Here is a 19,534-nt window from a genome sequence, read left to right as displayed (position 1 = left end):
TGACCTTGGCCAACGCTGGCAATCTGCTGCAGATGTCCGGAAAGATGGGCGACCTCAAGCGTCGCCTGTGGTTCCTGATCGGCGCCCTGATCGTCTACCGGATCGGGGCGCACATCCCCGTGCCCGGTATCGATCCGATGGTGCTGGAAGATCTGTTCAAGAGCCAGCAGGGCGGCATCCTGGGCATGTTCAACATGTTCTCGGGCGGCGCGCTGAAACGGTTCACCGTCTTCGCGCTCGGGATCATGCCGTACATCTCGGCCTCCATCATCGTCCAGCTGCTGACCGTCGTGTCGCCGCAGCTCGAGGCGCTGAAGAAGGAGGGCGAGGCCGGCCGACGCAAGATCACCCAGTACACCCGGTACGGCACCGTCATGCTGGCGCTGTTCCAGGGCCTCGGCATCTCGATCGCCTTGGAATCGCAGCCCGGCCTGGTCATCGACCCGGGCCTGATGTTCCGGCTCACCACGGTGGTCACCCTGGTCGCCGGCACCATGTTCCTGATGTGGCTGGGCGAGCAGATCACCGAGCGCGGTATCGGCAACGGCATCTCGATCATCATCTTCGGCGGTATCGCGGCGGGCCTGCCGCAGGCCGTCGGCGGCACCCTGGAGCTGACCCGGACGGGCGCCTTCTCGATTCCGCTCGTGCTGCTCCTGTTCATCGGCGCGCTGCTGGTCACCGCCCTGGTGGTGTTCGTCGAGCGCGGCCAGCGCAAGGTGCTGGTCAACTACGCCAAGCGCCAGGTGGGCAACAAGCTGTACGGCGGCCAGAGCTCGCACCTGCCCCTGAAGCTGAACATGGCCGGCGTGATTCCGCCCATCTTCGCGTCCTCGATCATCCTGTTCCCGGCCACCCTGGGTGGTTGGTTCGGCAGCCACGAGGGCATGACCTGGTTGAAGGACATCGCGGCGACCCTGTCGCCCGGCCAGCCGATCTACGTCATCCTGTACGCGCTGGCCATCATCTTCTTCTGCTTCTTCTACACGGCCCTGGTGTTCAATCCCAAGGAGACCGCGGACAACCTGAAGAAGAGCGGCGCCTTCGTGCCGGGCATTCGTCCGGGTGAGCAGACCGCCAAGTACATCGATAAGATCATGACCCGGCTGACCCTGATCGGCGCGATCTATATCACGCTGGTCTGTCTGCTGCCCGAGTTTCTGATCGTCAACTGGAACGTGCCGTTCTACTTTGGCGGTACCTCCCTCTTGATCATCGTGGTGGTGACCATGGACTTCATGGCGCAGGTGCAGGCCTATGTCATGACCCACCAGTACGAAAGCTTGCTCAAGAAGGCAAACTTCAAGGGCGGCAACTTCCTCGCCAGGTAACTGGTATGAGCAAGGAAGACGTCATCCAGATGCAGGGAGAGGTCCTGGAGACCCTCCCGAACGCCACTTTCCGGGTCAAGCTGGAAAATGGCCACGTGGTGTTGGGGCACATTTCCGGCAAGATGCGCATGCATTACATCCGCATCCTGCCCGGTGACAAAGTCACCGTGGAACTGACCCCGTACGATTTGAGTCGCGCGCGCATCGTTTATCGCGCCAAGTAGTCAGAGAAAAGGAGCAGACCATGCGTGTTCAAGCCTCGGTCAAGAAGATTTGCCGCAAGTGCCGTATCGTCAAGCGCAAGGGCGTCGTTCGCGTCATTTGCAGCGAAGCGCGGCACAAGCAGCGTCAAGGTTGATTTACAGTGGGTGGCGTTCTGCTTGCAATGTCAAGCGTAACGTCGCTATAATTACCAGTTTTCCGCACGGAGTTTTTCATGGCCCGTATTGCTGGGGTTAACATCCCGAATCACAAGCATGCCGAGATCGCGCTGACCGCCGTCTACGGCATCGGCCGCACGCGTGCTCGTAAGATTTGCGAGCAAGCCGGCGTGAACCCCTCCACCAAGATCAAAGACCTCACCGACGAGGCTGTCGACAAACTGCGTGACGGCGTCACCAAGTTCACGGTGGAAGGCGACCTGCGTCGCGAAATCACCATGAACATCAAGCGCCTGATGGACCTGGGCTGCTACCGCGGCCAGCGTCATCGTCGCGGTCTGCCGGTCCGCGGTCAGCGTACCCGCACCAACGCCCGTACCCGCAAGGGCCCGCGCAAGCAGATGCAAGTCAAAAAGTGAGCTAGGTAAATACTATGGCCAAGGCAACCACCGCCCGCGTGCGGAAGAAAGTCAAGAAGAGCGTAGCCGACGCGATCGCGCACATCCACGCTTCCTTCAACAACACCATCGTGACCATCACGGACCGTCAGGGCAACGCCCTGTCCTGGTTCACCGCTGGCGCTGCTGGCTTCAAGGGCTCGCGCAAGAGCACGCCGTTCGCGGCTCAGGTGGCTGCCGAGAACGCCGGCAAGCAGGCGCAGGAATACGGTGTCAAGAACATCGAAGTCCGCATCAAGGGTCCCGGCCCCGGCCGTGAATCCACCGTGCGCGCCCTGAACGCCCTCGGCTTCAAGATCACCAGCATCTCCGACGTGACGCCCATGCCGCACAACGGCTGCCGTCCGCCGAAGAAGCGCCGCGTCTAATCAAGGAGAACGAACGTGGCTCGCAATACCGATCCCAAGTGCCGCCAGTGCCGCCGTGAGGGCGAAAAGCTGTTCCTCAAGGGCGAGAAGTGCTTCACCGAAAAGTGCGCCGTCGAGCGTCGCAACCAGGCCCCCGGCCAACACGGTGCCCGTCAGGCCCGTCTGTCCGACTACGGCGTGCAACTGCGTGAAAAGCAAAAGATCCGCAAGATCTACGGCGTCCTCGAGCGTCAGTTCCGCCTGACCTACAAGCGCGCCGAGCAGTCCAAGGGCGTGACCGGCGAGGCCCTGCTGCAGAACCTGGAAAGCCGCTTGGACAGCGTCGCCTACCGCATGGGCTTCGGCGCCTCCCGTACCGAGGCCCGCCAGGTCGTGCGCCACAACGGCATCCTGGTCAACGGCAAGCGCGTGAACATCCCGTCGTACCAGGTCAAGCCCGGTGACGTCGTGGAAGTGACCGAGAAGGCCAAGGCTCATCTGCGCGTCAAGGGTGCCTGCGAGGCCGCCGAAGGCCGTGGCTTCCCGGAGTGGGTGACGGTCGACGTCAAGGCCCTGAAGGGGACCTACAAGGCCCGCCCGCAGCGCGCCGAACTGCCCGCCACGATCAACGAATCGCTCGTGATCGAACTGTATTCCAAGTAATCCCAGCGGTCTGAACAAGGATTAGCACTATGTCGAATACCGGTGAACTGCTGAAGCCGCGTAGCGTGGAGGTGAACAGCATCTCCCCCCGCCAGGCGCGCATCACGCTCGAACCGTTCGAACGCGGCTACGGCCACACCCTGGGTAACTCCCTGCGCCGCATCCTGCTGTCTTCCATGCAGGGCTACGCCCCGACCGAGGTGAAGATCGTCGGAGTGGTGCACGAGTACTCCGCGATGGACGGCGTTCAGGAAGATGTCGTCGACATCCTGCTGAACCTGAAAGGCCTGGCAGTCAAGCTGAACAACCGCAGCGAAGCTCTGGTCACCATCCGCAAGGAAGGCGAGGGCGTGGTTACCGCCGCCGACATCCAGGCCGGCCATGACGTCGAGATCCTGAATCCCGAGCACGTCATCGCCCACGTCACCAAGGGTGGCAAGCTGGAGATGGAGATCAAGATCGAGGCCGGCCGCGGCTACGTCCCGGCCAGCACCCGTCGTCTCGGCGACGAGACCCGCTCGGTCGGCACCATCCTGATCGACGCCCTCTACAGCCCGGTCAAGAAGGTCAGCTTCAGCGTCGAGGCCGCCCGCGTCGAGCAGCGTACCGACCTGGACAAGCTGATCCTCGAGATCGAGACCAACGGTGTCGTGGATCCGGAAGAAGCCGTGCGCCATTCCGCCCGCCTGCTGATCGAACAGCTGTCGCCGTTCGCCGATCTCAAGGGTGTCACCCTGCCGAGCGAGGCGCCGAAGGCGGCCGGTCCGCAGATGGACCCGATCCTGCTGCGTCCGGTGGACGAACTGGAACTCACCGTCCGTTCGGCCAACTGCCTGAAGGCGGAGAACATCTACTACATCGGCGACCTGATCCAGCGTACCGAAACCGAGCTGCTCAAGACCCCGAACCTGGGCCGCAAGTCCCTGAACGAAATCAAGGAAGTGCTGGCCGCCCGTGGTCTGACCCTCGGCATGAAGCTCGAGAACTGGCCGCCCGCGGGCTACGACAAGCCCTGATTGAACCGAGGTAACTAAAATGCGTCACCGCCTGTCCAACCGCAAACTCAACCGCACCAGCAGCCATCGCCAGGCCCTGCTGCGCAACCTGTCCAACGCCCTGCTCGAGCACGAGGTCATCAAGACCACCCTGCCCAAGGCCAAGGAACTGCGTCGCGTGGTCGAGCCCCTGATCACCCTGGGCAAGACCCCCACCCTGGCCAACCGCCGTCTGGCCTTTGACCGTCTGCGCAACCGCGACATGGTGGTCAAGCTGTTCGACGACCTCGGCCCCCGCTTCAAGGCCCGCCCGGGTGGCTACCTGCGCATCCTGAAGTTCGGCTACCGCGTCGGCGACAACGCCCCCATGGCGCTGGTCGAGCTGGTGGACCGTCCGGAAGCCGCCGCTCCCGCCGCCGAATAAGCGCGTCCACGGTGTATGCTGAAAGGCCGGCCTAGCCGGCCTTTTTGCATTTGGGAGCGCGGAGATGCTCGTACTGTTCACGGATTTCGGCGTACGCGACCCCTACGTCGGCCAGATCAAAGCGCGCCTCGGCGCGGCCGCCCCGGGCGTCGCGGTCATCGACCTGCTGCACGACGTGCCGGATTTCAACGCCCACGCCGGCGCCCACCTGCTCGATGCCCTGGCCCGGGAGTTCCCGGCCGGCAGCGTCTTCCTGTGCGTGGTCGACCCGGGCGTCGGCGGGCCGCGCGACGGCCTGGTGATGGAGGCGGACGGGCGCTGGTACGTCGGCCCCGACAACGGCCTGCTCGCCGTCGTCGGCGCGCGTGCGGCGACGGCACGTTACTGGCGGATCGACTGGCTACCCGAGCGCCTGTCGGCCAGCTTCCACGGCCGCGACCTCTTTGCGCCGGTGGCGGCGGCGCTGGCGGTCGGGCCGTTCCCCGAGGCCAAGCTTGCCGACATCGCCGCGCCCACCGTGCAGTTCGACGCCGCCGACCTGCCCCGCGTCGTCTACCTCGACCACTACGGCAACGCCTGGACCGGGCTGCGCGGCGGCCTCCTCGGCCCGGCGGAAACGCTGGAAGTGAAGGGCAAGACCCTAGCGCGCCGTGCCGTGTTCCACGAGGCGGCCAAGGGCGAGGCGTTCTGGTACGTCAACAGCGTCGGCCTGGTCGAGATCGCGGTCAACCGGGGCAGCGCCGCCGCCGCGCTCGATCTGCACGTGGGCGACCTGGTCCGGGTCGGCCGGCCGGCCGGCGGCCTGCACTGAGGGCGGCCTAGAAGCGCTCGTCGGCCCCGAGCACGCGCCACTGGCCGAGCGGCAGCCGGCCGAGGCTGACCCGGCCGATACGCACGCGCTTGAGGCCGACCACCCTGAGCCCGACCAGCTCGCACATGCGCCGGATCTGGCGTTTCTTGCCTTCCTTGAGGATGAACTTGAGCTGGTCCTCGTTCTGCCAGGTCACCTGGGCCGGCCTGAGCGCCCTGCCATCCAGGGCGAGGCCGTGGTTGAGCAGACGCAGGCCGTTCTCGGCCAGTTGGCCCTCGACCCGGACCAGGTACTCCTTCTCGACGTCGGAGTCGTCGCCGATCAACTGGCGGGCGACCCGGCCGTCCTGGGTGAGCACCAGCAGGCCGGTCGAATCGATGTCCAGGCGGCCGGCCGGGGCCAGGCCCTTGAGCATCGCCGGGCTGAATACCGGGCCGCCGCCCTCGCGCCACTGGCTGTCGGCCCGGATGAGGGTCACCGCGGGCTGGTAGCCCGGCTCCGGCTGACCGGACACGTAGCCGACCGGCTTGTGCAGCAGGAGGGTGACGCGCTGGCTCTGGGCACTCTTGGCCTGGCCGGCCAGGGTGATGGTGCAGGCCGGGTCGACCCGGGTGCCGAGCACGTCGATCTTCTGGCCGTCGACGTAGACCCAGCCGCGCTCGATGTAGACGTCGGCCTCGCGCCGGGAACACAGGCCGCGCTCGGCCATCAGCTTGGACAGGCGTACGGGTTCGCTCATGGGCTTTCCTTGGCGGCGCCGGCGGCGGCCAACTCGGCGAGTTGCCGACGCAGGGCGCGGATTTCGTCCTGGAGGGCGTCGAGGTCGGCCTCCTGGCGTGTTTCGGCCGGGCGCAACAGGAGCGACGCGACCAGACCGGACAGGGCACCGAACAGCCCTACCCCGGCGACCATCACGGCCGCCGCGAGTACACGGCCGCCGCCGGTCACCGGGTACAGGTCGCCGTAGCCTACCGTGGTCAGGGTGGTGATCGACCACCACAGGGCATCGCCGGCGCTACGTATGTTGGCGTTCGGCGCGGTTTCCAGCTGCAGGATGGCGATGGCCGAGAACACCACCATGAGCAGGGTGATCAACGCCGCGGAGAGCAGGGCGCTTTCGTGCCGGTGCAGGACCACCAGTTCGGTGACCAGCTTGGCCGAGCGCAGGCCGCGCAGGATGCGGAATATCCGGAATATGCGCGCCACGCGGCCCCAGCGCAGCTCGTCCACCATGGGCACGCTCGAGAGCAAGTCGAGCCAGCCCCAGCGCATAAAGTAGCCGAGCCGGTCCTCGGCACGCCAGAAGGTGACCAGGAAGTCGAGGAAGAACAGCAGGCAGACGCCGTTGTCGAGCCAAGCGATGATCTCCCGGGTGCGCGGGTCGAGCCGGAACAGGGCGTCGGCCGCCAGCATGGCGAGCGCGAACAGGCTGAGCGCCAGGGTGAAGAGCAGGTAGGGACCGGACTGTCGGCGAGCGGAATGCATTTCAGAACAGCATCATGAAATCAGCTAGTTGGACGAGTGACAAGGGGAGTTGGATCTTCTCCGCCAAGGTTTGCCGCAAAGCATCGTCCGGCGCGTGCTTGCTGACAACGACAAAGCCGGCACAATCCAGCCGCTTGGCAATGGCGGCACTCTTCAATAGTTCGCGCAAATTCAACTCGTTCCGGTATTTGACTTCAATACCGAGCCGGGCGTTGCCCAGGTCAACGATGAAATCGAGTTCATCGTCGCGCTCGCGGAAGTAGGCCAGTTCGACCAGGCCGGGCCAACGGCGCAGGTGGTTGGCAACAACGTTCTCCGCATAATGGCCGAGCATGGTCGGATCGTCGCGTAACTGCTTGGGCGAAAGCTTGAGGACGGCATTGCGTACCGCGAGATCGACCAGATAGGTCTTGAAGTTGCCGGCCTTGGCGCTGGACTTGCCGCCTGTGTACTTGTTCAGGCGCCAGACCAGGTCGGTGGCTTCGAGCAGGGGAAAGTAATGCTCAATGGTGGTTCGGCCGATGCTGATATCGTTGGCCAGCCGGGTCAGATTGGTTTCCCGGCCCGGGTCGGTAAGCAGGCTGAGGTAAAACCGGCGCAGCATCTCTGGCTTGCGGAATTCCGCCGCGACCAGCAAATCTTCAAAGATGACGCGCTCCACCTGGTTCTGATAGAGGTATTCCTGCTTGGCCAGAATGTCTGGTAGCTTCCAGACCTCCGGGAAGCCACCTTGGTAGAAATAGTCCTCCACCAGAGGGGTGAAATCGCCGAAGGTCACGACAGTTTCGTCCAGACGTGCCAGGATGCCAGCGACGTTGTCCGAGCTGCGTAGCCGATTGCCGAACTCGAAAAACTCGCGCGAAACCGCTTTGTCCTGTTCACCTCTCTGGAAGAAAAACCGCTCCCGGAATGAGAAGGGCAGGACGTAGAACGACTTGATCCGGCCCAACAGGCTCTCGTGGGACTTCCGGAAGATCGGCGCCGAGGCCGAGCCGGAGACGATGAAGCGCACCGACGTATGCAAATCGTAGAATTTTTTAAGATACAGCTCCCAGCGGGGGAATTTCTGAATTTCGTCGAGGAGCAGATAGGCCGGGCCCGCTTTGGCCCGGCTAGCGAAGTCCGCGACCAAGTCGTTGAAGAATCGGTCGGGGTCCTGGTGTGGCAGGCTGAGGGCGGGATCGTCCAGACTGAAGTAGGCGATGCGGCCGGCCTGTCCAGGATCGCCCTCGGCGATGAGTCGCTGAATGCACTGGCGCAGCAGGGTAGTCTTGCCGACCCGGCGTGGTCCGGTTACCGAGATCATCTGCGGCAGCCGCACGACGTCGCTATACAGGTCCTCGAATACATCCCGATGGAAGGCGGGCAGCTGGGTAAATGCACTACTGCCGGACTCCCACCATGGGTTGTAGGAGATCAGAAAGGGATATTGATTCAATAACATAGCAACGAAGCTACATTATTTATGATTGTAATGTCAAAAAATGTTCGGTAAATCCTAACTCATTGATCGGCCGGGATTATTAGCTCCGTTCCAGCACCGGCTTGAGATAGCGCCCGGTGTGGCTGGCCGGGTTGGCCGCCACCTGCTCCGGCGTGCCCTCGGCGATGATGCGGCCGCCGCCGTCGCCGCCCTCCGGGCCGAGGTCGACGATCCAGTCGCCGGTCTTGATGACGTCCAGGTTGTGTTCGATCACCACCACGGTGTTGCCGTGCTCGACCAGGCGCTGCAGCACGGTCAGCAGCATCGAGATGTCGTGGAAGTGCAGCCCGGTGGTCGGCTCGTCGAGGATGTACAGGGTGCGCCCGGTGTCGCGCTTGGAAAGCTCCAGGGCCAGCTTGACCCGTTGTGCCTCGCCGCCGGACAGGGTCGTCGCCGACTGGCCGAGTCGGATGTAGGACAGCCCGACGTCCATCAGTGTCTGCAGCTTGCGTTTCACCGCCGGGACCGCGTCGAAGAAGTCGCGTGCCTCCTCGACGGTCATCTGCAGGATCTGGTGGATGTTGCGGCCCTTGTACTCCACCTCCAGGGTCTCGCGGTTGTAGCGGTGGCCGTGGCAGACGTCGCAGGGGACGTAGATGTCGGGCAGGAAGTGCATCTCCACCTTGATCATGCCGTCGCCCTGGCAGGCCTCGCAGCGGCCGCCCTTGACGTTGAAGGAGAAGCGGCCGGGTTCGTAGCCGCGCTCGCGTGCCTGCGGGGTGCCGGCGAACAGCTCCCGGATGGGCGTGAACAGGCCGGTGTAGGTGGCCGGGTTGGAACGCGGCGTGCGCCCGATCGGGCTCTGGTCGACGTTGACGATCTTGTCGAAGAACTCATCGCCGTCCAGGGATTCGAACGGCGCCGGCTCCAGGGCGGCGCCGTTCAGCCGGTTGGCGAGGGTGGCGTGCAGGGTGTCGTTGATCAGGGTCGACTTGCCCGAGCCCGAGACGCCGGTGACGCACACCATCACGCCGGTGGGCAGGTTCAGGGTGACGTTCTTCAGGTTGTTGCCGTAGGCGCCGTGCAGGGTCAGGACCCGGCCCTCGCGCGGCGTGCGGCGCTGCGCCGGCACCGGGATGGCGAGGCGGCCGGACAGGTAGGCGCCGGTGAGCGAGTGCTCGCTCGCCAGGATGTCCGCAAGACCGCCCTGGGCGATGATCTCGCCGCCGTGTTCGCCAGCCCCGGGGCCCATGTCGACGATGTGGTCGGCATGCCGGATGGCGTCCTCGTCGTGCTCCACCACGATCACCGAATTGCCCAGGTCGCGCAGGTGCTTGAGGGTGCCGAGCAGGCGGTCGTTGTCGCGCTGGTGCAGGCCGATGGAGGGCTCGTCGAGCACGTACATTACCCCGGTCAGGCCGGAGCCGATTTGCGAGGCCAAACGGATGCGCTGGGCCTCGCCGCCGGACAGGGTGTCCGCCGAGCGGTCCAGCGACAGGTAGTCGAGGCCGACGTCGTTGAGGAAGTTCAGGCGGGCGACGATCTCCTTGACGATCTTGTCCGCCACCTGGGCCTTGTGGCCGGTCAGGCTGAGCTCGGCGAAGAAGGCCAGGGCCTGGTGGATGGGCAGGCGCGAGAGGTCGTGCAGGGTGCGGCCGCCGACCGTGACGTTGCGCGCCTCGACGCGCAGGCGGCTGCCGCCGCATTCCGGACACGGCCGGGTGGCGATGTAGCGCGCCAGGTCCTCGCGCACGAGCTGCGACTCGCTTTCCTTGTAACGCCGCTCCAGGATCGGGATGACGCCGTCGAAACTGTGTTTGCGGGTGACCCGGCGGCCACCCTCGCCCATGTAGTGGAAGGCGATCACCTCGCTGCCGCTGCCGTGCAGGATGGTTTCCTGGACCGCCGTCGGCAGGCCTTCGAACGGCGTGTCGATGTCGAAGCCATAGTGCATGGCCAGCGATTCCAGCATGCGGTAGAAGAAGGCGTTGCGCCGGTCCCAGCCCTTGATCGCGCCGCCGGCCAGCGACAGGTGCGGGAAGGCGACCACCCGCTTGGGGTCGAAGAAGGTGATGCTGCCCAGGCCGTCGCACTTCGGGCAGGCGCCCATCGGGTTGTTGAAGGAGAAGATGCGCGGCTCCAGCTCGGGCAGGGCGTAGTCGCACACCGGGCAGGCGAACTTGGCCGAGAACAGGGTCTCCTTGCCGGTATCCATCTCCACCGCCAGGGCCTTGCCGTCGGAATGGCGCAGGGCGGTCTCGAACGACTCGGCCAGGCGCTGCTTGACGTCGGCGCGTACCTTCAGGCGGTCCACCACCGCCTCGATGGTGTGCTTCTTGTTGCGGTCCAGCTTGGGCAGGGTGTCGATGTCGTGGACCTCGCCGTCGATGCGCAGGCGCACGAAACCCTGGGCGCGCAGTTCGTCGAACAGGCCGACCTGCTCGCCCTTGCGGCCGACCACCAGCGGCGCCAGGATCATCAGCCGGGTGTCCTCGGGCAGTTCCAGCACCTGGTCGACCATCTGCGACACGGTCTGGGCCGACAGCTCGATGCCGTGGTGCGGGCAGCGCGGCGTGCCGGCGCGCGCGAACAGCAGGCGCAGGTAGTCGTGGATCTCGGTCACCGTACCGACCGTGGAACGCGGGTTGTGGCTGGTCGCCTTCTGTTCGATCGAGATGGCCGGCGACAGGCCCTCGATCAGGTCCACGTCCGGCTTTTCCATGAGCTGCAGGAACTGGCGCGCGTAGGCCGAAAGCGATTCCACGTAGCGGCGCTGGCCCTCGGCGTACAGGGTGTCGAAGGCGAGCGACGACTTGCCCGAGCCGGACAGGCCGGTGATCACCACCAGCTCGTGCTGGGGCAGATCCAGGCTGATGTTCTTCAGGTTGTGCGTGCGGGCGCCGCGGACGCGGATCATGGCAGGGCCGGAGCAGAGGGAAACGGCCAACTATACCCGTGCCCTTCCGTTCGGCTCAACTTTGGCGTTGCGCCCCGCCCGGCCGGCGCGGCGCGGATCGGCATGCCGGTTGCGGCCGCCTCCGGTATCCTCGGGCATCTGTCCGGCGCCGCCGGCGCCCGCCCGCGCGGGCCTACCGGCCCGCCCCGACGCCATCCGACACGGAGCAAGCATGCATAGCACAGCGATGCCGCCCTACCGGGCCCCGGCCTGGCTGCCCGGCGGCGACCTGCAGACCATCTGGGCGGTGGCCGTGCCGCGTCCGCCGGTTGCCTACCGGCGCGAGCGCTGGGAGCTGCCGGACGGCGATTTCATCGACCTCGACTGGCTGGACGGCCCGGCCGGGGCGCCCCTGGTGGTCCTGTTCCACGGCCTCGAGGGCAGTTCCGACAGCCATTACGCGCGCTTCCTCATGGCCGCCCTGGCCGGGCGCGGCTGGCGCGGCGTGGTGGCGCACTTCCGTGGCTGCTCGGGCGAGGTGAACCGCCTGGCGCGTGCCTACCATTCCGGCGACAGCGCCGAGATCGAGCGCATCCTGACCCGCCTGCATGCGGACGCGGCCGGCGCGCCGCTCCATGCCGTCGGCGTCTCCCTGGGCGGCAACGCCCTGCTCAAGTGGCTGGGCGAACGGGGTGCCGACGCGGCGCGCTGGCTGGGGCGCGCCGCCGCGGTGTCGGCACCGCTCGACCTGCCGGCCGCGGGCGCCACCCTGGACCGCGGCTTCGGGCGCGTCTACGGCCTGCGTTTCCTCGGCACCCTGAAAGAGAAGGCGCGCGCCAAGCTGGGCCGCCACCCGTTGCCCTACGACCGCGCCGCCCTCGCCCGGGTCAACACCCTGCATGCCTTCGACAGCGTGGTGACCGCCCCGCTGCACGGCTTCCGCGACGCCGACGACTACTGGACGCGCTGCGCCAGCAAGCCTTACCTGAAGGGCATCGGCCTGCCCACCCTGGTGCTCAACGCCCGCAACGACCCCTTCATGCCGGCCGCCTCGCTGCCCGGGGCGGATGCGGTCGCCGCCTGCGTCACCCTGGATTTCCCGGACCAGGGCGGCCACGTCGGCTTCCTGAGCGGCCCGCCGCCCGGCAACCAGGATTGGCTCACCGGGCGCCTGCTGGCCTTCCTCGGCGCCGACGCCGGCGCGGGGCCTCGGTTATAATCTCGACCCCTTCTCTCGGCTACCCAACGACCTTGTCCAGCCCAGACACACCCAACGCCGCCGTGCTCAAGCTGGAGCGCCGGGCGGCCACCTCCCTTGCCGCCATCTTCGGCCTGCGCATGCTCGGCATGTTCCTGATCCTGCCGGTGTTCGCCCTGTACGCCAAGGGCCTCACCGACGACCACGCCAAGATCGGCCTGGCGCTCGGCATGTACGGCCTCACCCAGGCCATCCTGATGATTCCCTTCGGCATGATGTCGGATCGCATCGGGCGCAAGCCGGTGATCATGTTCGGCCTGCTCATGTTCGCGGTTGGCAGCTTCGTCGCGGCCTCCGCGACCAGCATCGAGACGATCATCCTGGGCCGCGCCATCCAGGGCGCTGGCGCCATCTCGGCGGCCGTCACCGCGCTGCTCGCCGACCTCACCCGGGAGGAGAACCGCACCCACGCCATGGCCATGATCGGCGGCACCATCGGCCTGGCCTTCGCCGCCTCGCTCGCGGTCGGCCCGGTCATCTACGGCTGGATCGGCGTGCCCGGCATGTTCGCGCTGACCGGCGTGCTCTCCCTGGCTGCCATCCTGGTGGTCAAGTTCGTCACCCCGAACCCGGGCAAGACCGCCTTCCACTCCGATGCCGAGGCCAACCCGGCCAAGTTGAAGGACGTCCTCAGGGACGGCCAGCTGCTGCGTCTGAACTGGGGCATCTTCGCCCTGCACGCGGCTCAGATGGCCATGTTCACCGTGGTTCCCTTTGCCCTCGCCCAGGACGGCCTGGAGGCCAGCCGGCAATGGCTGGTCTACCTGCCGGTGGTGGTCGCCGCCTTCATCTTGATGGTCCCCGCCATCATCGTCGGCGAGAAGCGCGGCAAGCTGAAACAGGTGCTGGTCGGCGCCATCGCCATCATGCTGGCGGCCCAGATCGGCCTGGCGCTGTCGCTGGATTTCTTCTGGGGCGTCGTCGCCGCGCTACTGTTCTACTTCATCGCCTTCAACATACTCGAGGCCAGCCTGCCGTCGCTGATCTCCAAGATCGCGCCGCCCGAGGCCAAGGGCACGGCCATGGGCGTATACAATACCTCGCAGGCGACCGGGCTGTTCTTCGGCGGCGCCGCCGGCGGCTGGCTGGCCCAGCATGCCGGGCACGGCACCGTGTTCCTGTTCTGCGCCGGCTTGATGGCGGCCTGGCTGGCCCTCGCCGCCACCATGCGGCCGCCGCCCAGGGTGAAGACCCAGATGTTCCATGTCGGGCGCCTCGACCAGCTCGGGGCGCAGGGCCTGGCCGGGCGCTTGGCGGCCTTGGCCGGCATCGTCGCGGTGACCGTGCTGCCCGAGGAAGGCACCGTGATGCTCAAGGTCAGCCAGACCGGCTGGGACGAGGACGGCGTGAAACAGTTGTTGGAATCGCAAGGGGGACAGTGAAATGGCTTCGGTCAACAAGGTAATACTCATCGGCAACCTGGGTCGCGACCCGGAAATGCGCTACCTGCCCAGCGGCGACGCCGTGGCCAACCTGCGCGTCGCCACCACGGACAAGTTCAAGGACCGCAACGGCGACATGCAGGAGCAGACCGAATGGCATAGCGTCGCCTTCTTCGGCCGCCAGGCCGAGGTGTGCGGCCAGTACCTGAAGAAGGGCAGCCAGGTCTACATCGAGGGCAGCCTGCGCACGCGCAAATGGCAGGACAAGGAAGGCAACGACCGCTACACCACGGAAATCCGCGGCGACCGCATGCAGATGCTGGGCGGCCGCGGCGCCGGCGGTGCCAGCGCCGACTACGATGCGCCGCCGATGGAAGGCGCCAGCCCGGCCCCGCGCGGCAAGCCGGCCGGCGGTGGTGGCGGTGGCGGCGGTTTCGACGACCTGGACGACGACATCCCGTTCTGAGCCGCGCCTGGCCGCGCCGCCGGCTGGCAGAAGCCCCACTCGATGGGGCTTTTTCATGTCCAGCCTCGGGGCCCCCGGCCGGGGCCGGCGGTGTAACAATGCGGCGGCGCCGAGCGACTATCATCAACTGGTCAATGCACCGGAGAACATCCATGACCAGTGAAAAATCCGCCGTCAAACGCGTGGTGAAGAAGGCCCTTTCCGCCGAGGTCGAGGCGCTGAAGAAGGAGGCCAAGGCGGCCAAGCCCGCGGCGGAACCGAAGAAGAAGGCGGCGGATACCGAGGCCAAGGCGGCCAAGGCGCGGCCGAAGCCGAAGGCGGCCAGCAAGAAGCCGGCCGACGTCACCAAGAAGGAACTCAAGCACCTGATCGCCGTCGCCGCCTACCATCGCGCCGAGAAGCGCGGCTTCGCGCCCGGCTACGAACTGCAGGACTGGCTCGATGCCGAGGCCGAGATCAGCGCCATGCTCGGCTCCGACGCCTCCTGAGGGGACTGCCGCCAGCCGGCGGCGGCGGGCCGGCAGGGGTCCGGGTACCCGGACCCTTGGGGTCAGGGGGCGATGCGGGGCAGGCCGGCCCGGTTGGTCACCAGGTCCGTCCGCTTCTTGGCAAGGACGCGGCCGCAACGCAGCCAGCGCATCGGCACCGGCGTGATGACGCTCGGGTGGCCGTTGCTGTCGGCGAAATCGACCAGCGCGACCTCCTCGCTCAACAGATCGATCACCATGCCCATCTGCCCGGCCGAGATACGCCAGGCAGGGAAATCTTTCGTCACCATCACCAGATCCGAAGGTTCAAACACGACCGCCTCGCACACGTCCTGAAATGACCCGCGATCATGGGCCGGCAAGGTTGCAGGGATATTAACGCCGGCCGCCCGGGCGTCAGGGCAGGCGCATCTCGAACACCGCGCCGGCGTCGTTGTACAGGCGCAGTTCGCCTTCCCGTTCCTCGTTCCGGTGCGCCTGGGCGATCAGACGCGCGAACCGGATGCCCAGGCCGGTGCCGTTGGACTGCAGCGGCAGGCCCTGGGCGGTCAGCTCCAGGATGTGCTCCGGGTAGCCGTCGGAATCGTCCCGCACCGACAGCGCCAGCATGCCGTCGCTCAACGCGGCACGGACCTCGATGCGGGCGCGGGCGTAGCTGATCGAGTTGTGGATGGCATTCATGAGCGCCATCTGGAGCAGGTTGCGGTCGAAGAACCAGATCGGCGGCACGTCGGCGTCGACCCGGGCGACGACCTCCAGATGCTTGGCCAGGGAGCGGGCCTGTTGCGCCATTTCCGCCACCATGTCCTCGGGCGAGTAGGCGTTCACCGCGTTCAGGCGCAGCGCGCCGGCCTCGGCCTTGTACAGGAGCATCGCTTGCATGAGCCGTTCGGCGACCTTGTGGCCGAGCAGGCGGGCGGCGTCGAGCGGGGCGTCGTGGGCGTCCTGGCGGGTGTGCGGGATGCTGTCGAGGGTCAGGGTGAGCAGCACGAGGTGGTTCTTGGTCTCGTGCAGCAAGGCGGCGTAGAGGTCATGGTCGTCCATGGCTGGGCCCCTTCTTGCGCAGCGGGACGCTCCGGAAGCCGAGCTTCGCCTCGACCAGGCGCAGCTTGGTCTGCAGGCCGCCGATGCGCGGGTGGTCGGGCGCGATGTTCCAGGCCTCCTCGAGGAGGGCGCGGACCTCGGCCAGGTGCTGGCTCTGGCCGGCATCCTCCTCCATCAGGCGCAGCGCCACCCAGGCGGCGTTCATGAGCACGCGCGGATTGCGCGGGGCTTGTTGCGCGGCCTGCAGCAGCGTGCCGGTGGCGTTGACCAAGTCGCCTTTCTGGGCCAGCAGGGCGCCCTCCTTGGACAGCCGCGCCACCTGCTCGGTGGCCTTGCGGATGACCTCGTCGATCTCGCTGCCCTTGCCGGCGGCGGCGTAGATGCGCTTGGCCTGGTCGAGCAACTGCTCGCTGTCGTGGGCGTTGCGCGCCACCTCGCTGACCAGTTGCGCGGCCTGCTCGTCCAGGCCCGACTTGAGGCAGGCCTCGGCCATGTCGAGCAACAGTTCCGGCTTGCCGTCGGCACCCATCTGGCGATGCCTGAGGGCCTCCTTCATGTGCCGTTCGGCCTCCGCGACGTTGCCCTTGCGGGCCTGGTACAGGCCGGTCATGACCGAGGCCACCAGCTTGCCCTCGGTACTTTCCTGGAGCCAGGACTGGTTGTCCTGGATGACCCGCAGGGCGTCGCTGCCGCGCTCCGTCTCCAGGTAGACGCGGGATAGGTTGGCGAAGTCGTCCGGGGCCAGGTAGATGGAATTCTTGCCCTTGCTGACCACGGCGCCGAAGGCGCCCTCGGCCTCCTCGATGTCCTGGTTCTTGTAGGAGACCTGGCCGAGGCGACGCTGGCGCTGTACCGAGCGGGGCGACATGGTGACGCCGCGCTTCAGGGTGACCTGCGCCTCGTGGCTCTTGTCCATGGCGACCTGCACGTCGGCGAGCAGGTCGTAGCCGGACACCAGTTCCGGATACTGGCCGACCAGGGTGACCAGCAGGCGTTCCGCCTCCGGCAGGCGGTTGCGCAACTGCAGGGTACGCGCCAGGCCGAGCCGGGCCCAGGGCACGGCCCGCATGCGGATGACCTGCTCGTACAGTTCGCCGGCCTCGTCGTGGCGCCCCATGGCGACCAGGACTTCGCCCTTGAAACGCATGGCGTCGATCAGGTACTTGGAACGGCCCTTGATCAGCCCATCGCAGCCGGCCAGCGCCGCCTCCATGTGGCCGGCCATGAAGTCGCGGTGAATCTGCCGGAAGGTCTCCTTCTTGGCCAGGATGCCGTCCAGCCGGGTACGCATGATGTCGGCGTTGAACGGCTTGATCAGGTAGTCGTCGGGCGCCAGTTCGGCGGCCGCCACCACCCGCTCGTAGACGCTCTCCGCGGTGACCATCAGGAAGGCGGTCTCGAGCCCGATCAGGCCGAGGTGGCGCATCTCCTCGAGCACCTGCTGGCCGTCCCGGCCGCCGCCCAGGTTGTAGTCGCTGATGATGATGTCGTAGCGGGTGCGCTTGACCCGGCTGATCGCCTCGGCGGCGGTCGCCGCCATGTCCACCTTGGTCAGCCCGAAGGCGGCCAGGGCGGTCTTGAAGGCCGCCCGCATGCTCGGGAAGTCGTCGATCACGAGCGCCGTCTTGCTCTTGTAATCGAACGCCGGGGCGGGATCGGCGAGGGCCATCTGCTAGGTATCCAGGTTGTTGATCGGGGGCGGGGCCCACCTTCCATAGCCTAGGCCAGCCGCCTGCGCCCGACAATAGCGAAGCGGGGCCGGCGGCCGGGCTGCCGGGGCCTCACTCCGGGTAGCCCACCGTCTGGGCCAGCACCACCTCCTGGCCGGGAGCCAGCCGCAAGGCCGCCGCCAGGGCCGGGCGGTCGACCGAGCCGCGGACCACCGTGGCCAGGCCGGCCGAGGCGCAGAAGAGATAGACGTTCTCGGCGATCACGCCGGCGTCGGCACCGGCATACAGCGCCCTGCTCGCGGGGTCGGCGTCGAGGCGGCCGGGGTCGGCCACGTAGACCAGGTTGACCGGCGCGGTGGCGACGAAATCCTGGCTGCCGGTGCGTCCGCGCAGGTCGCCCTCGACGACCGGGCGCAGGCGGTGCCCGGCCGGCTCGTATAGGTAGGCGGCCCGGGCGGTGACCACGTAGACGGCGATCTCCCGGGCGTCGCGCGCCGAGGGTGCCGTGCGTTTGCCCGAGTCGGCCCGGTTGATCCCTGCGGCCGCCCAGAGCAGGTCGGACAGGAGCGCCGGGGGCAGCGCCCGGGTGGCGAAGGCGCGCGTGGAGTGGCGGGCCTTGAGCGCCTCCATGAGCGGCATGCCGCCCTGCAGGTGCGGGGCCGGCAGGATCAGGGGGTCGGCCGCCCCGGCGCTGCCGATGCCGGCGGCCAGGAGGACGGGCCAGAGCAAGCGGGTCATGATGGTCTCCTCTCGGATGGGCGGGCGTGCCGGCCGGTCAGCGCCCGGCGGCGGCCGGTTGCCCGAGGGTGACCGCGACCTCCTGCTCATGCTCGGGCGCGAACGCCGAGGCCGGCCGGCGCACCTTGAGGCGCACCATGTCGCCCGGCTTGTGGTCGAGCAGGGCGGCCCGGAGGGCGACCGAGTCGGGCAGCGGCTTGCCGTCCAGGGCCAGCAGCAGGTCGCCGGACAGGATGCCGGCCGCGCGCGCGCCGCCCTCGGCGTCGACGTCGCCGGCCTGGAGCCCGGCCGGGCCGTCGCTCAGGACAATGCCCAGGCGGCCGGCCGGCGGCAGTTCCTGGCGTTCCGGGAAGAGCAGGATGTCGGCCATGTCCGGGGCGAGTTCGTCGCCCGGATTGTTGACCACGATCACGCTCGGGGCGCCGACCCGGCGGCTCAGCCGCTTCGGTATGCCGGCGCCCCGGAGCAGGTGGCCGTTGCCGGCCAGGATGACCAGGCGGCGGGCCGGGTTGCGGATCAGGTAGTCGGCCGCGCGTGCCGCCATCACCTCGTCCTTGAGCACCTGGGCGGTGACGAAGTTCTCGAAGTCGGCACGGACGTGCGCCGGGTGCTGGTCGAAGGCGGCCCGGATGCGTTGCCGGTAGCCGTCGTCGGCCGCCTCCATCTGGGCCGGCAGCCAGAGCCGTTCGGTCACGGTCAGGGCCGCGACGCCGCCGCGCGCGACCTTGTGGGCGATCTCGTCGGGCAGGTTGAGGGCGAGCACCGGGACGCCGTGCTCGCGGGCGAAGCGGAGGATCGGCCGGTACAGCCGGTAGTCCAGGCTGGTGCGGAAGTAATCGCTGCGGCGCAGCAACTCCGTCTCGTCGATGGCCCCGCCGACGTAGGCGTCGAGCGCGCCCTGCACGGGCTGCGGGAACAGTTCCATGGCGATGGCCAGGTCAGGGTAGGCCCGGTGCAGGCGGCGGATCACCTCCAGTTGCGCCAGGTGGTGTTCGTAGCGGTCGTGATTTTCGCCCAGGTAGACGACCCGCTTGTCGAGCAGCACCGGCATGATCTCGTCGAGGCCGGCCAGGGCGTCCAGGTTGACCGCCCGGCAACAGGGGCCGGCGGGCTGCTCGGGTGCGGCCAGGGCGGGCAGGCTGGCGTACAGGGCGAGGGACAGGGACAGCAGGCGGATTCCGTTCATGGCAGGCCTCTCGGGACGGGAACAGGACCGATGCCGGCCCCTGAAGGCCACTATAGAGCAGCCGCCGCCGGCCTGCCGAACGGCGGCGC

Annotated in this window: 22 protein-coding genes; 13 read left to right on the top strand and 9 right to left on the bottom strand. The window is 67.3% G+C overall.

Annotated elements, in window-relative coordinates:
* The first annotated feature begins 32 nt into the window (after positions 1-32).
* The 9 genes from secY (at position 33) to EZJ19_RS12450 (ending at position 5,409) form a co-directional block, all read left to right on the top strand.
* Positions 33-1,331 (top strand): preprotein translocase subunit SecY, encoded by a 1,299-nt coding sequence (gene secY, locus EZJ19_RS12490; protein WP_131448174.1) that lies wholly within the window; start codon positions 33-35, stop codon positions 1,329-1,331.
* Positions 1,332-1,336: 5 nt separating this feature from the next.
* Complete coding sequence (infA, locus tag EZJ19_RS12485) at positions 1,337-1,555, top strand: translation initiation factor IF-1 (protein WP_131448086.1); 219 nt, start codon at positions 1,337-1,339, stop codon at positions 1,553-1,555.
* Positions 1,556-1,575: 20 nt separating this feature from the next.
* Positions 1,576-1,689, top strand: a complete 114-nt coding sequence (gene rpmJ, locus EZJ19_RS12480) for a 50S ribosomal protein L36 (RefSeq protein ID WP_131448084.1) — start codon at positions 1,576-1,578, stop codon at positions 1,687-1,689.
* Between the two features lie 78 nt (positions 1,690-1,767).
* A complete protein-coding gene (gene rpsM / locus EZJ19_RS12475; protein ID WP_131448082.1) occupies positions 1,768-2,130 on the top strand; it encodes a 30S ribosomal protein S13 in 363 nt (120 codons plus the stop codon).
* A 14-nt stretch (positions 2,131-2,144) separates the two neighbouring features.
* Positions 2,145-2,537: a 30S ribosomal protein S11 gene (gene rpsK / locus EZJ19_RS12470; RefSeq protein WP_131448080.1), complete on the top strand. Its 393-nt coding sequence runs from the start codon at positions 2,145-2,147 to the stop codon at positions 2,535-2,537.
* A gap of 15 nt (positions 2,538-2,552) precedes the next feature.
* Positions 2,553-3,179 (top strand): 30S ribosomal protein S4, encoded by a 627-nt coding sequence (rpsD, locus tag EZJ19_RS12465; protein WP_131448078.1) that lies wholly within the window; start codon positions 2,553-2,555, stop codon positions 3,177-3,179.
* Between the two features lie 29 nt (positions 3,180-3,208).
* Positions 3,209-4,195 (top strand): DNA-directed RNA polymerase subunit alpha, encoded by a 987-nt coding sequence (locus EZJ19_RS12460; protein ID WP_131448076.1) that lies wholly within the window; start codon positions 3,209-3,211, stop codon positions 4,193-4,195.
* A 19-nt stretch (positions 4,196-4,214) separates the two neighbouring features.
* The gene (rplQ, locus tag EZJ19_RS12455; RefSeq protein ID WP_131448074.1) at positions 4,215-4,598 is read left to right on the top strand and encodes a 50S ribosomal protein L17; all 384 of its coding nucleotides are present in this window, start codon (positions 4,215-4,217) and stop codon (positions 4,596-4,598) included.
* 64 nt (positions 4,599-4,662) lie between these two features.
* On the top strand, positions 4,663-5,409 hold the full coding sequence (locus EZJ19_RS12450; RefSeq protein WP_131448072.1) for an SAM hydrolase/SAM-dependent halogenase family protein: 747 nt from the start codon (positions 4,663-4,665) through the stop codon (positions 5,407-5,409).
* Between the two features lie 7 nt (positions 5,410-5,416).
* Here the strand turns inward: EZJ19_RS12450 and EZJ19_RS12445 are convergent, their stop codons facing one another.
* From EZJ19_RS12445 to uvrA, 4 genes are all read right to left on the bottom strand, one after another.
* Entirely contained in the window at positions 5,417-6,148 is a 732-nt protein-coding gene (locus EZJ19_RS12445) for a pseudouridine synthase (protein ID WP_131448070.1), read from the bottom strand.
* Complete coding sequence (locus tag EZJ19_RS12440; RefSeq protein WP_131448068.1) at positions 6,145-6,894, bottom strand: ion transporter; 750 nt, start codon at positions 6,892-6,894, stop codon at positions 6,145-6,147. Before EZJ19_RS12440 ends, EZJ19_RS12445 begins: the two co-directional genes overlap by 4 nt.
* Position 6,895: 1 nt before the next feature.
* A complete protein-coding gene (locus tag EZJ19_RS12435) occupies positions 6,896-8,338 on the bottom strand; it encodes an ATP-binding protein (protein ID WP_131448066.1) in 1,443 nt (480 codons plus the stop codon).
* Positions 8,339-8,417: 79 nt separating this feature from the next.
* Positions 8,418-11,234 carry an excinuclease ABC subunit UvrA gene (uvrA, locus tag EZJ19_RS12430; protein WP_131448064.1) on the bottom strand — a complete coding sequence of 939 codons (2,817 nt, stop codon included), beginning with the start codon at positions 11,232-11,234 and terminating at the stop codon, positions 8,418-8,420.
* Positions 11,235-11,445: 211 nt separating this feature from the next.
* Here uvrA and EZJ19_RS12425 point away from each other — a divergent pair, with 211 nt between their 5' ends.
* From EZJ19_RS12425 to EZJ19_RS16085, 4 genes are all read left to right on the top strand, one after another.
* On the top strand, positions 11,446-12,432 hold the full coding sequence (locus EZJ19_RS12425; RefSeq protein WP_131448062.1) for a YheT family hydrolase: 987 nt from the start codon (positions 11,446-11,448) through the stop codon (positions 12,430-12,432).
* 32 nt (positions 12,433-12,464) lie between these two features.
* Positions 12,465-13,853, top strand: coding sequence for an MFS transporter (locus tag EZJ19_RS12420; RefSeq protein WP_276320114.1), 1,389 nt, complete (start codon positions 12,465-12,467; stop codon positions 13,851-13,853).
* A gap of 1 nt (position 13,854) precedes the next feature.
* The gene (locus EZJ19_RS12415; protein WP_131448060.1) at positions 13,855-14,319 is read left to right on the top strand and encodes a single-stranded DNA-binding protein; all 465 of its coding nucleotides are present in this window, start codon (positions 13,855-13,857) and stop codon (positions 14,317-14,319) included.
* A gap of 152 nt (positions 14,320-14,471) precedes the next feature.
* Complete coding sequence (locus EZJ19_RS16085; RefSeq protein ID WP_206199422.1) at positions 14,472-14,807, top strand: DUF2934 domain-containing protein; 336 nt, start codon at positions 14,472-14,474, stop codon at positions 14,805-14,807.
* A 62-nt stretch (positions 14,808-14,869) separates the two neighbouring features.
* On the opposite strand, the gene EZJ19_RS12400 is transcribed toward EZJ19_RS16085, so the two are convergent.
* The 5 genes from EZJ19_RS12400 to EZJ19_RS12380 form a co-directional block, all read right to left on the bottom strand.
* A complete protein-coding gene (locus EZJ19_RS12400; RefSeq protein ID WP_131448058.1) occupies positions 14,870-15,097 on the bottom strand; it encodes a hypothetical protein in 228 nt (75 codons plus the stop codon).
* A 106-nt stretch (positions 15,098-15,203) separates the two neighbouring features.
* On the bottom strand, positions 15,204-15,851 hold the full coding sequence (locus EZJ19_RS12395) for a sensor histidine kinase (protein ID WP_131448056.1): 648 nt from the start codon (positions 15,849-15,851) through the stop codon (positions 15,204-15,206).
* Positions 15,838-17,520 (bottom strand): tetratricopeptide repeat-containing response regulator, encoded by a 1,683-nt coding sequence (locus EZJ19_RS12390; RefSeq protein WP_131448054.1) that lies wholly within the window; start codon positions 17,518-17,520, stop codon positions 15,838-15,840. Before EZJ19_RS12390 ends, EZJ19_RS12395 begins: the two co-directional genes overlap by 14 nt.
* Before the next feature lie 112 nt (positions 17,521-17,632).
* Positions 17,633-18,259 carry a SagB/ThcOx family dehydrogenase gene (locus tag EZJ19_RS12385; RefSeq protein ID WP_131448052.1) on the bottom strand — a complete coding sequence of 209 codons (627 nt, stop codon included), beginning with the start codon at positions 18,257-18,259 and terminating at the stop codon, positions 17,633-17,635.
* A gap of 37 nt (positions 18,260-18,296) precedes the next feature.
* Positions 18,297-19,445 (bottom strand): ChaN family lipoprotein, encoded by a 1,149-nt coding sequence (locus EZJ19_RS12380; protein ID WP_131448050.1) that lies wholly within the window; start codon positions 19,443-19,445, stop codon positions 18,297-18,299.
* Between the last annotated feature and the right edge of the window lie 89 nt (positions 19,446-19,534).

It is taken from the genome of Parasulfuritortus cantonensis (genome assembly GCF_004337445.1).
GTDB lineage: Bacteria > Pseudomonadota > Gammaproteobacteria > Burkholderiales > Thiobacillaceae > Parasulfuritortus > Parasulfuritortus cantonensis.
This window is presented reverse-complemented; position numbering and strand designations above follow the sequence as displayed.